The 11914-nt window shown below is 34.7% G+C and carries 14 protein-coding genes; 9 read left to right on the plus strand and 5 right to left on the minus strand.

What is annotated here, in order from left to right:
- Positions 1-89: 89 nt before the first annotated feature.
- The gene (locus MKL38_RS18810; protein ID WP_270904097.1) at positions 90-545 is read right to left on the minus strand and encodes a GNAT family N-acetyltransferase; all 456 of its coding nucleotides are present in this window, start codon (positions 543-545) and stop codon (positions 90-92) included.
- 111 nt (positions 546-656) lie between these two features.
- Here MKL38_RS18810 and pdxR point away from each other — a divergent pair, with 111 nt between their 5' ends.
- Positions 657-2135: a MocR-like pyridoxine biosynthesis transcription factor PdxR gene (gene pdxR / locus MKL38_RS18815; protein WP_270904098.1), complete on the plus strand. Its 1479-nt coding sequence runs from the start codon at positions 657-659 to the stop codon at positions 2133-2135.
- A 276-nt stretch (positions 2136-2411) separates the two neighbouring features.
- On the opposite strand, the gene MKL38_RS18820 is transcribed toward pdxR, so the two are convergent.
- Positions 2412-3071 carry an epoxyqueuosine reductase QueH gene (locus MKL38_RS18820; RefSeq protein WP_003651086.1) on the minus strand — a complete coding sequence of 220 codons (660 nt, stop codon included), beginning with the start codon at positions 3069-3071 and terminating at the stop codon, positions 2412-2414.
- Between the two features lie 453 nt (positions 3072-3524).
- Here MKL38_RS18820 and MKL38_RS18825 point away from each other — a divergent pair, with 453 nt between their 5' ends.
- The 3 genes from MKL38_RS18825 (at position 3525) to MKL38_RS18835 (ending at position 5070) form a co-directional block, all read left to right on the plus strand.
- Positions 3525-3818: a hypothetical protein gene (locus MKL38_RS18825; RefSeq protein ID WP_151744398.1), complete on the plus strand. Its 294-nt coding sequence runs from the start codon at positions 3525-3527 to the stop codon at positions 3816-3818.
- A 192-nt stretch (positions 3819-4010) separates the two neighbouring features.
- Positions 4011-4478 carry a redox-sensitive transcriptional activator SoxR gene (soxR, locus tag MKL38_RS18830; RefSeq protein WP_080592416.1) on the plus strand — a complete coding sequence of 156 codons (468 nt, stop codon included), beginning with the start codon at positions 4011-4013 and terminating at the stop codon, positions 4476-4478.
- Between the two features lie 157 nt (positions 4479-4635).
- Positions 4636-5070, plus strand: a complete 435-nt coding sequence (locus tag MKL38_RS18835; protein WP_003651098.1) for an I78 family peptidase inhibitor — start codon at positions 4636-4638, stop codon at positions 5068-5070.
- 73 nt (positions 5071-5143) lie between these two features.
- On the opposite strand, the gene MKL38_RS18840 is transcribed toward MKL38_RS18835, so the two are convergent.
- Positions 5144-5767: a hypothetical protein gene (locus MKL38_RS18840; protein WP_270904099.1), complete on the minus strand. Its 624-nt coding sequence runs from the start codon at positions 5765-5767 to the stop codon at positions 5144-5146.
- A 467-nt stretch (positions 5768-6234) separates the two neighbouring features.
- Here MKL38_RS18840 and MKL38_RS18845 point away from each other — a divergent pair, with 467 nt between their 5' ends.
- From MKL38_RS18845 to MKL38_RS18865, 5 genes are all read left to right on the plus strand, one after another.
- The gene (locus MKL38_RS18845; protein WP_270904100.1) at positions 6235-7614 is read left to right on the plus strand and encodes an L-serine ammonia-lyase; all 1380 of its coding nucleotides are present in this window, start codon (positions 6235-6237) and stop codon (positions 7612-7614) included.
- Positions 7615-7622: 8 nt separating this feature from the next.
- The gene (locus MKL38_RS18850) at positions 7623-7982 is read left to right on the plus strand and encodes a PaaI family thioesterase (RefSeq protein WP_270904101.1); all 360 of its coding nucleotides are present in this window, start codon (positions 7623-7625) and stop codon (positions 7980-7982) included.
- 206 nt (positions 7983-8188) lie between these two features.
- Positions 8189-8749, plus strand: a complete 561-nt coding sequence (locus MKL38_RS18855; protein ID WP_270904102.1) for a suppressor of fused domain protein — start codon at positions 8189-8191, stop codon at positions 8747-8749.
- Positions 8750-9045: 296 nt separating this feature from the next.
- Entirely contained in the window at positions 9046-9375 is a 330-nt protein-coding gene (locus tag MKL38_RS18860) for a DUF6572 domain-containing protein (RefSeq protein WP_270904103.1), read from the plus strand.
- 260 nt (positions 9376-9635) lie between these two features.
- A complete protein-coding gene (locus MKL38_RS18865; RefSeq protein ID WP_270904104.1) occupies positions 9636-10094 on the plus strand; it encodes an Imm26 family immunity protein in 459 nt (152 codons plus the stop codon).
- 385 nt (positions 10095-10479) lie between these two features.
- Here the strand turns inward: MKL38_RS18865 and MKL38_RS18870 are convergent, their stop codons facing one another.
- Positions 10480-11349, minus strand: a complete 870-nt coding sequence (locus MKL38_RS18870; protein ID WP_270902571.1) for an IS3 family transposase — start codon at positions 11347-11349, stop codon at positions 10480-10482.
- Between the two features lie 5 nt (positions 11350-11354).
- The gene (locus tag MKL38_RS18875; protein ID WP_270902241.1) at positions 11355-11864 is read right to left on the minus strand and encodes a helix-turn-helix domain-containing protein; all 510 of its coding nucleotides are present in this window, start codon (positions 11862-11864) and stop codon (positions 11355-11357) included.
- Between the last annotated feature and the right edge of the window lie 50 nt (positions 11865-11914).

Below are 11914 nucleotides of genomic sequence, written 5' to 3' on the forward strand. Positions count from 1 at the left end.
GTTTAAGCAGGGAACTATGTTGGTCTTAAATAAAGTATGTTTAAGATAAAACACCAAAAGAATTAAAACTTTTGGTGTTTGCAATTGATTTAGATTAAAGGCATACGATATTCAATAATTCCTGGTTTTTGTGCAATCCAGTCATAGAGTTTTTGAGCCGTGTGATTAGTTTCTTGAGTGTGCCAATATAAACGATCACAGTTATGCTCAATTGCCTGCTTTTGTACATATTCAATGAGTTGCTTACCAATGTGTTGCCCACGGACTTCAGGTGAAACATAAAGGTCTTCTAAATAACAATAATTATTCTCTGCCCATGTTGAACGATGAATAACATAATGCACAATTCCCAAAACTTGCTCGCCTTGTTTGGCAACAGCACAATAAACGGGTTCATGTTCATCGAAAAAGCGCTCCCAAGTCACTTTAGTAACATGAATGGGTAAATTTACCTGATAGAAATTTTGATAAGCAAGCCAATATTTCTTCCATTCTGAATAGTCCTGCTGCTGAACAGGGACAATCTGAATATCTTGATTTTGCATAATAATTACACTCTGTTTTAAAGTTCTAGAAAATCGAAAACAAGAGTGTAGTTTTGATAGTGGTATTTTTATAAGATACACTTTTGATATTTTCTACAGTACCAGTTTGTTATGGCAACTTCGATTTCTGCATCTTTTCCACATTTGATTTTGCCAAAGGGCCAGATTAAAGATGGACTATATTCTGCTTTGCGTGATGCTATTTTAGATGGAAGACTTAGTGCTGGAACAAAATTACCCTCAAGTCGTGCTTTAGCAGAGATGATGTCGATTTCACGAAACTCTGTGTTAGCTGCGCTTGAGCGGTTACTCGATGAAGGATATTTATTTACTAAACCAAGTTCTGGTACTTATGTTGCTGAGGTTGTGCCAGATCAGTTAATACATATTCAAGAAAATTCAAAAAAAACTACGCTAACCAATCACCATTCCTTAAATATTAATACGAATTTTGAAGGTTTATTAACTTCATGGCGAGAACAGTCATGGTCAAGTCAAAAGAAAAAAATGTTCCATGTGGGAGTGGGCTGTATTGATTTATTTCCTCATCAGCTTTGGGGGAAATTATTAACAAAAGCTTGGCGACAATCTTATTATCAACTGGGCCAATTTCACGACTCGCGAGGTTATTTACCATTGCGTCAGGCAATCTGTGAGTATGTACGTTCCACCCGAGGCCTGAACTGCAATGAACAGCAAATCATTATTGTAAATGGGACGCAGCAGGCAATTCATTTAGCTGGCTACGCTTTACTTCAAGCAAATGATGAGGTGTGCCTAGATGAACCAGGCTACGACGCAGCTTTTAATATTTTTCGAAGTTTTGGCGCTCAGGTAAATTTGATCGAGAGTGATGAGGCGGGAATGCGAATCTCTGACATTACAGATCATTATTCAAAAAGCAAACTTGTTTATACCGCATCCTCACATCAGTTTCCTGTAGGTGGAACTTTAAGTCTAGCTCGCCGTTTTGCGTTACTCGATTGGGCATCCCAACAAGGGAAATGGATTTTTGAAGATGATTATAATAGTGAGTTTCGCTATGGCACACATCCTATTCAAGCTTTACAGGGTTTAGATCAGCAGCAAAGAGTTATTTATTCTGGTACTTTTACCAAAATGATGTTTCCTGAGTTTCGGTTAGGATTCATGGTTGTGCCTGAAGCATTGATTGAAACCTTTAGTGCGGCCAAATATTACACGGATGTTCGAAGTTCTTATTTAGAGCAGGTTGCTTTGTCTCTATTTATACAAAAAGGCCACTATGCTCGGCACGTGCGTAAAGTTAGAAAAGCATGCTATGAGCGCCAACAAGCATTGATTAAAGCTATTAATGAGCATCTTTCAGATGTGCTCGATGTTCAACCAACCGATTCAGGTATCCATGCAGTGTGCTGGTTAAAAGGTGCGTGGACAGAGCAAGAATTTATTGATCAGTGCTTAGCTCTAAACTTAGCTGTTCAGCCATTATCAAGATATTGTCAGATGCCAAACAAGAAGGCCGCTGTACTTATTGGCTATGCAGCCCACACACCTAATGAAATTATTGAAAACATTCAAAAAATTGCACAATATTTAAAAGCTAAATAATAGCCTAAGTTATGCTGTTTACATAAATTTAATCATTATTCAAATACTTAAATGCAAATTTTTATGGTGATCAATTGGTTATATGAAACTAGAAATTTTATTAAAATTTTAAAAATTAATTTTAATTAATATTATTTTAAGCTAGCACAATTAATCTAACTACATCAAAGCTTATTTAGTACACCTTTTGGCCACATTCTCCAGATGTGGCCGTTTTTTTATCAAAAACAAATATAGTTCGGAATAACTTAATTAATTCTTAAAGAGAAATAAAAATTAATCTTCTTCCATGGCATTACTATAAAACTTAACACCCAGTTTAATGCGATCACGCCCATTACCCATACGCCAGCGGTTAGTATCTCGTAAAGAATATACACAGCCACAATATTCTTGCTGATAAAATTCTTCTCGTTTACTGATTTCAATCATACGGCTTGAGCCACCATTTTTACGCCAGTTATAGTCCCAGTACTGAATTTCAGGATAGTGAGCAGCAGCGCGAATTCCGCAGTCATTGATTTGCGCCATATTTTTCCAACGAGAAATTCCTAGCGAACTACTGATGAGACTAAAGCCGTGTTCATGTGCGTAAAGGGCAGTTCGTTCAAATCTCATATCAAAACACATGGTACAACGAATGCCGCGTTCAGGTTCATCTTCCATCCCTTTTGCTCGGGCAAACCAATTATCAGTGTCATAGTCTGCATCGATAAATGGAATATTATGCTTTTCTGCAAAACGAATATTTTCTTCTTTGCGGATTAAATATTCTTTTACTGGATGAATATTAGGATTATAAAAAAATATTGAAAATTTAATTTCTGAGTCGATTAATGCTTCCATAACTTCTCCTGAACAAGGAGCGCAACAAGAGTGAAGTAATAATTGATCGTGTCCAGAAGGGAGTTCTAATTTTAAACGTTGAGTTGACATAATAAAAAAATTAAATTGTAATGCCATTAATTATATATTTATTATTTGTATAATGTGAAATGAATTATTTTCAATTTTACTGTGAAATTGATTTAATATTTTAAAGAAATCTATTTTTATATTGAAGGTTAAGTTAAATGTAAATAATTAAATAAATGTCATGTTATATATTGAGGCTAGATTTATAATTAAATTTAAAGTTATTGCTAAATATACTATATGATTAAATAAATTGTAGATGGGTTTTATATATTCAAAAATAATAAACCTTAAATATTTTTTTTATAAGTGATTGATGTATCTGAATATAATTTGAATTTTTTATTGTGATATGTGTCACAAATAAACCTTATTTTTTCAATTAAAATATTTATTTAGATTTATATCTTTAATAAATCTATACTATAAAATTCAGTGTATTTTTTTTAATTTAAGTGTGTGATAATTTGAGATATGGAAGATTGGCAATGTAAGTATTGTAATGGTTACATTATGGTTAATCATTCAAAGATCGGTGTAGGAGAAAAAGTTTACTTTTTGGTATATAAATTTGACGCAAAGAATGAAAGGAAAAAATTATATAAGAAGGGAGTTGTGGTTGCCCGTTACGATAATATATTACACATTGAGTCACGTAAAAAAACTTATAAGATTGAGCAGATAAAAGTCTATCCATTAGGCGCACCCATGCCTTTCGTTTACAACATGTTTTGGATTTGTGGATGTCCGGTTACTCTACAAAACTAATTTCTTAAATTTAAATGACAACAAGTTATTTTATAGATTGAATTAATTATCAGATGCATTTTGTCATCAGTTTATACAGATAAGACCTATACCTTGGGGAGAGTGGCTCATAGCGTATAAGAAAATCTCTGTTATTTATTTGACAAAATAAAAGCGCTCTCTTATAAACCTCAAGTAAAGTTGAGGTCAATCATGATGAGTGAAAATAAAAAAGCTGACTCTAGTCGAGTTTTGACTGTGGGTGAAGTTGCAAAAAGGAGTGGAGTTCCTGTTTCTACCCTACATTTTTATGAAGCGAAAGGGCTTATAAAAAGTATAAGAACAAATGGTAATCAACGTCGGTATCCCTTAATTATTTTAAGATATATTGCGATTATTAAAGTCGCTCAAAGAGTGGGTATTCCTTTAAATGAAATTAAAGAGGCTTTAAGTCAGTATCCTGTGGGTAGCAAATTAACAGCCAAGCAATGGAAAGATCTATCAAGTCATTGGCGAGAAAATCTGGATGATCGAATTCAAAAATTAACGAGGTTAAGAGATGAAATGGACTGGTGCATTGGCTGCGGCTGTTTATCATTAGAGCAATGTCCACTAAGAAATCCTGAAGATATTTTAGGACTAGAAGGGTCGGGGCCACGAATTTTAGAAAGACCTGAATAGAATATTTCAAAAATAGTTTTAATTGGGAATATCTTAATTTCCAATAAATTAAATTTATTTTGCTAGAACATTCAAGTGAGTTTTTTATTGTAACGAAGTGACATGGAATATAAAATTTTTTGATATCTTTAGTTTTTTTAGTAAGAAGCAAAAAATTATGAAAAAAATTCTCTTTCTTGGCTTGGCACTTGTTTCATTAACGGCTTGCTCGTCTGTACAACATAAAGATCCGACTCCACCAAAAATTGGTTCACCAAATCCAGCTAGTCAATATTGTGTTGAACAAGGTGGAAAATTAGAAATTAGAAATGAAGCAAATGGTCAGGTCGGCTATTGTCATTTACCAAATGGCCAAGTCGTAGAAGAATGGAAATTATTCCGTGATAATCAAGCCAACTGTGTAGCAGAAGAAGCTCAAAAATTAGTAGGGCAATCTGGCCTTACTGATGATCAAATTAAACAAAAGACTCAATCAGAAATTGTGCGTAAAGTTGCTCCGGGTCAACCAATGACCATGGATTATCGTACAAACCGAGTTACAGTCACTATCGATCCAGCTTCTAAAAAAATTACGAACGCAACTTGTGGCTAACTTTTAATTAAAAGCTAATAGACCGAATTTTGAAATAAAAAAGCCTGCTGAAATGCGGGCTTTTTTTGCGACTTTAATTTTGGGAATAGTGAATGACTGGATATTCTTTTTGTTGAGGCAGTTGTTGTAAGGCCTTGTTAATGTTGATTAGAAAAATATCAACTTTATCTTGGCTTGAATTGTTGGTGTTGTACGAAGCTCTTTCTTGATAGTTAATTCCGCATCCAATAATTTTCATATTTGCAGGGTTAAAACTCCAGTCATTTTTATTTTTGATCGAGATATCTAAATCACTATCACACTCTTTCCAGAGTTTTAAAAATTGATTGGAATATACAGTGGGGGCTTCTTGTGCTCGATAGGCGGTAAATCCTTGCATTTCAGAATTAGCAAATTGAAGGAGATGATTGGTGGGCATTCCACCCCAAAGCATAGCGCTATCTTTTGGTAACTTTATTCCTGTTATATTTTCTTCTTTAAGTGGAGCAGTTTGTTCATTTTTCTGTTTTGACTTTTGAGATTTATAAACCAGTTTTGTTCCAACTGGAACAGTTACACCTTTGGCTTGAGTTATTTGAGTTGTATAGAAATAAGGCGAATCATCACGGTTACAACCTGTTGGGTTATAGCAGCCAATACATCCACTTAAGAATAAAACCGGAAAGCTTAAAACACTCAATCTTACAATGCGATTCATTTTTCTTCTCTTTCATTATTTCTATCAATTTAATATATCAGTCTTTAAATCAATAATAAAAAAAGCCTCTAGCGGACTAGAGGCTGAAAAACATCAGATGCAAGAACAGGTGAATTATGCATCTGAGTTAAGTAGGTTGTATCAAACCATGTAAAACACTTTACCAGCAAAAATGAATAAAAATAGAGAGGTGCGACTAATGGCTAATATTTGTGGTTTTTTATTTATACAAATTGGCGTACTTATTTAAAGACTATTTCCGGAACATCTATTAGGGGGATAAAAGCTCCACAATTTATATTTTTGATTAAACCGATTGATGTTGATTGTTCAACCGTTGTCTTTTTGCACTGCTAGCCAATAGTTATTCGTGATTTGTACTCGGCTTAATGATAGTTTTAGAGTTATCCGAAAGGACACAATAACGACGAATAAACGAATAATAATGAATTGAAGGTAGGACCCCCGTGTTTATAAGTGTATTTGATCTTTTTAAAATTGGTGTAGGCCCATCTAGCTCCCATACGGTTGGGCCAATGCGAGCAGCTTGTAGTTTTGTGGATGATTTAGTTAAGCAAAATGATCTCCAAACGACGTTTCGAGTTCAGATTAAGTTATATGGTTCGCTTGCAGCAACTGGTGTTGGTCATGCGACAGATAAAGCTATTCTTTTAGGATTAATGGGTTTTGATCCTGAACATATCGATACTCAAGTAAGTACAAGTTTGATTGAAGATGTTCTTGAAAATAAAGCCATCCAGCTCGATCAGCAAAAGAGTATTTCTTTTGACTATAAGCATGATTTGCTTTTTTTAGATGAATCTTTGCCTCATCACCCAAATGCAATGGAACTGATTGCTTATAACGAGGCGAAAGAAATTTTATATGCTGAAACGTATTACTCGATTGGTGGCGGTTTTATTGTTAGCCAAAGGCAGTTAACACAAACCCAGTCTGAGACTGGTGAAATTAAGGTTCCATATCCATTTCATAGTGCGGCTGAACTTTTAAGCTTATGTAAAACTCATCATTTATCAGTTAGTGAGTTAATGCTTGAAAATGAGAAAAGTTGGCGTAGTGAAAGTGAGATTCGCACCAAAATTATGGACATCTGGAAAGTGATGCAGCAGTGCATTCACAATGGGCTAATCAATGAAGGAATATTACCAGGTGGATTAAACGTAAAACGCCGAGCCAAAAAAATTCACGATAAATTATTAAATAAGAAAAATTCAAACCTGATTGTGACGACTTTTCATGCCATGGAATGGGTCAATTTATTTGCGTTAGCCGTAAATGAAGAAAATGCTGCTGGTGGTCGAGTGGTGACAGCCCCTACTAATGGTGCAGCAGGGATTATTCCAGCAGTTTTATATTATTACGTGACTTTTTCTAAAGATTTTTCTGAAGACAAAGTTGTTCGCTTTTTTCTAAGTGCAGCAGCAGTCGGCATTTTATGTAAACTCAATGCATCTATTTCTGGTGCAGAAGTAGGATGTCAGGGTGAAGTGGGCTCAGCGTGTGCGATGGCTTCGGCGGGCTTAGCAGAGATTTTAGGTGCATCACCTGAACAAGTGGAACATGCAGCTGAAATTGGCCTTGAACATAACTTAGGTTTAACGTGTGACCCGATTGGTGGTCTTGTTCAGGTTCCTTGCATTGAGCGAAATGCAATTGCTGCGGTAAAAGCCATTAATGCAGCACAAATGGCTCTTCATGATGAAGGGGAGCATTTTGTGACGCTCGATAAAGTGATTCAGACCATGAAGGAAACAGGCAGAGATATGTCTGAGAAATATAAAGAGACTTCAAAAGGCGGCCTCGCTGTTAATGCCATTGAGTGCTAAAAAATGAGATGGGGACGAGGTGCCCCTTATTGGGTGTACAAGTGCTGCATCGCAGTTTTGATGAAGCGCGTTGTCAGCTTAATGTGAAAGACGAACACATGAATGCATTGGGCGGCGTGCATGGTGGTGTCATATTTTCTTTAGCCGATATTGCTTTTGCGATGGCTTGTAACGCAGGGGATGCGCCATATACTGGCCTACAGGCTGATATTCGCTATATGAGCGGTGCTAAAGATAGGGTGTTAATTGCAACGGCAACCAAGGTCGGCAGTAGTAAAAAATTCGCACATTATGAAGTGTTGATAACAGACGGTTTAAATAACAGAGTCGCTTTATTTACGTCTACTTGTTATAGACTTGCGCCGTAATGTGTGATTATTTGTGGGGTAGAGCCATAGTACGTACAACTTAACTAAATTAATAAAAGCGTTTAAAGAGAATAAAGTTAATAAAAAATATTGCCTAAATTGTATAAAAACAGATAAGGGCTGACCTTATCTGTTTTTTACTATTTTTAAGTTCTATTAAATGACTAATAGATTGTCCTTCATATAGATAATTAAGGAGTTAAGTTGTGACAATTATTGAGCATGCAGAGAAATTCCTTGGTAAAATTTCATATGGTTGGCGAGATCAATGGTCAACAGATGGACTTCAGGTTGTATGTTTTAAAAACAGTCCATATGATGAAGTAGATACATTCTTAACTATAGGTCTAAGTAATCACGAATTAAGAATATCTGATACCAAGAATGTTCGACATGAGTTGATTCTACCTATATCCGGTTTGGATACACCTGAAAAGATCGTTTCACTTATGTTTTTTATGAGTGAGCATATTCTTAGTAATCATAATGCGCTTCTCCGTGGGCAAGTTGTTGTGCTTCCTATAAATATAGCTGATAAGATAGGTTTTAAAGCTTTATATTGTGCTATGCCAGTATTCTTAGATGATGATTTTGCAACCTTTAATAAAATGTCATCGCCAGTTGTAATAGTTTGGTTAATTCCAATTTACAGTAATGAGTTGGACTACGTAGCTAAGAATGGTTGGAGCAAATTTGAGGATTTATTACAGCACGAGAGCCCAGATTTATTCTCATTAAAGAGAGAGCATATTAATTTGAATGGTTAACCATTTGCATAGCGTACTGTAATTTAAATTGGCGTATACCAGCCTTTTACCTGTATTGCTGCAACTTTTTTGTGTTTATGCACCCATAACATAGCCTAATAATATACCATTTTTTGAAGATTTTTTAACGGAAAAGCATTCTGTACTTTTCCATATAAAGTTTGAGCCAAATCAAGTTTCATTCTTTTTTGGTAAAACAAACACTACGTCAAAGGTTAAAGAGTTATTCAATCAGTTTATGTTATCTAGTTAATCCTAAAAGGTGGAAATTGTTTGGCCAAAATAAATAAGAGAAAATGATGACAGTAGATAATTTGGAAAGTATAGATTTTATTAGCACTAGTCCAGAGGGAGATATAGTGTTAACGATCTCTGATCATTTGGTATGGGGGGATGATGAGCATCTTTATATCCTGCAAGAAAAAATAAATAAGTATATTGATTTCATTGAGAGTGGTGATGTTTATGAAAAGTATGAACAAGCTATTGGCAAAAAATTTGTTATAGAACTTATTTATCGTTTCGATCCTCTTGTGGGTGATCTTAAATTTATGGATAAGATTAAAAATTTTTTAAGCAGTGTAGGTATAAAATTTCAATTTTCTAAGCTAGTCATCGGGTCGTAATTTATCGTTATTACAAACCTGAGTTTGATCATTATACGAATCGTTGGGCCAAGGAAAATTTGAGTAAAACTATTTCTATTCCCTCATCCTTCGTGGCATTGGAACCCGACTCTTTAGAATAGAGGATTAAATATTTTTACTAAGTTTGATGAATAATTTTTTGATATTTAATAAAAAATAACCAACATTCATCCTAATAGTAAAGGATATAAACGCGATCCAACTTTAGTGGAGTTAGAAATATTAAAGAGGAATAGTAAATGAAAAAGCAAAGGTTTAAAGAGGGTGCTTTATTACAAATTGATTTAAAAAATGGTCAATATGCATTTGGTTGGGTCGTAAATAAAGAGGAAACACTTTTTTATGACTTTTTTACAGATAATATTTCTAGTCTTAATCTCGATAAGATTTATTCAGCAAAAGAATTATTTCGAGTGGCCGTAATGAAATATGCTATTACTTCTGCTCAATGGACAGTGATTGACAACAAGCCTATTGAAGCAGATTTGGCGATACCAAATAAATATTTCATGCAGGATGTGATTACGAAAGAGTTTTCAATTTATTACCAAGGTAATATTCTGCCTGCAACATATGAGGAAATTAAAGATTTAGAATGTGCAGCGGTATGGGAACCAGAACACGTGGAAGATAGATTGAGAGATTATTTTGCAGGTGTACCTAATGTATGGGTTGAAGATTTAAAACCAAAGCCATAAGTAAGTCAGGTAAGTATTATGATACGGGGAACGAAGCTGTATTAAAGAGGCAATGGATCCCTAGCGCCCCGTTGATATTGTAAAATTAGCACTGCATTAGATAAAAAAATCACCCCTCTACAACCCTCACTTAACAATAAACCACTCATTATTTAGCCTTACTTTTTTAATGATCTAATTTAAAACAAATGTCATTTTGCATGCTTGACTGGAATAGGACAGAGCACTATTCTTTGCCTGCTGGCCTACATTGCCAGACGGTCGTCGCGGACCGATTACAACAGCATCAGAATTATTCCTTTCTGAGGGATAGTTTTGTGTGAGCATCTCCTCGTTCCCTCCCGTTGCGGTAGGATAATCTGACCCCATAAAGTTGGACAGCTAATTAAGCAGTTTTTAAAAACTGATTTCTATATTGTACAGGGGATAAACCTTGTAACTTCACCTTGATTCTCTCATGATTATAATAATGAATGTACTCTTGTATGGTTTTCTCTAATTCATCAATTGATTGAAATTTTTCACCATGAAAGCACTCCGATTTTAATATTCCGAAGAAGCTTTCTATTACAGCATTATCCAAACAATTTCCCTTACGAGACATACTTTGAATTAAACCCTGTTGTTTTAATTGCTGTTGGTAATGAGCCATTTGATATTGCCATCCTTGATCGGAATGGAGAATTGGTTTTTCATGTCGTTTAAGTTTAGCCAAAGCATGAATGAGCATATCTTTTACTAACTCATAATTGAGTTTGCGTTGGATTCGGAATGTAATAATTTCCCCATTAAATAAATCTATAATCGGGGATAGGTAAAGTTTTTCACCGTTCACATTAAATTCCGTTACATCAGTTGCCCATTTCTGATTTGGTCGATTTGCTTTAAATTGCCGTTGTAAAACGTTATCAGCCACTATCCCGACACAACCACTTTTATATGAGCGATATTTTAGTGCTCTGATACGTGATTTAAGTCCCATAGTTTTCATGAGTCGATATACACATTTATGGTTAATCATTATTCCTGTACTTTTCAGAGCAAGAGTAATTCTACGATAGCCATAGCATCCCTTATGCTTATGGTATATGGACTTAATCTGCTGTTTTAACTCAGTATATTTATCATTAGAGCGTATAGCTTTCATGTGGTAGAAATAAGTACTACGGGCTATCTTGGCAATACTGAGTAAGAGCTTTAATGGATAAATTTGCCTTAATTCTGAAATAATTTGAACACTGTCTGCAGTACAAATTGAATTTAAGTACGTTGCTTCAGTTTTAAGGCTTTTAGCTTTTTTAAAAAAGCGACCTCTGCGCGTAAAGCTGTAAGCTCATCAATGAGCTCTTGCTGAGACTTGTCTTTATCATCTCTTGTTGGTTTCACTGTTTTAGTTTTATCTTGCTTAGTCATATTGGTATAAGTCCGTTTAGTATTAAACCCAGCAATCCCTTCTTTATGATACAGAGCTAGCCATCTTCTTAAAATTGACGTCCCGCTCAGATTTAACCGTCTTCTTACTTCTCTTACGGGTATCTTATCAAGAAGCATTTGTATTGCATTGATTTTAAATTCTGAAGAATAATAAGTTTTTTGAATTTTAATATTAAGCCCATCAGTACCATGTGCCTTATAGTTTTCAATCCATAACCGAATGGTTTGGAGATCTACATTAAACTCTTTGGAAAGAATTTTATAGCCTTTACTACCATCTAAATAAGCCTGAATTACTTTGAGTTTTAACTCTTTTGAATGCTTTGGAACTGGCATAGGTCACACCTTATAAGTTTAAAAAGTCTAACTTATGGGGTGCAGTTCAG

The sequence above is a fragment of the Acinetobacter sp. AOR14_HL genome (assembly GCF_027855175.1).
In the GTDB taxonomy this organism is placed as follows: domain Bacteria; phylum Pseudomonadota; class Gammaproteobacteria; order Pseudomonadales; family Moraxellaceae; genus Acinetobacter; species Acinetobacter calcoaceticus.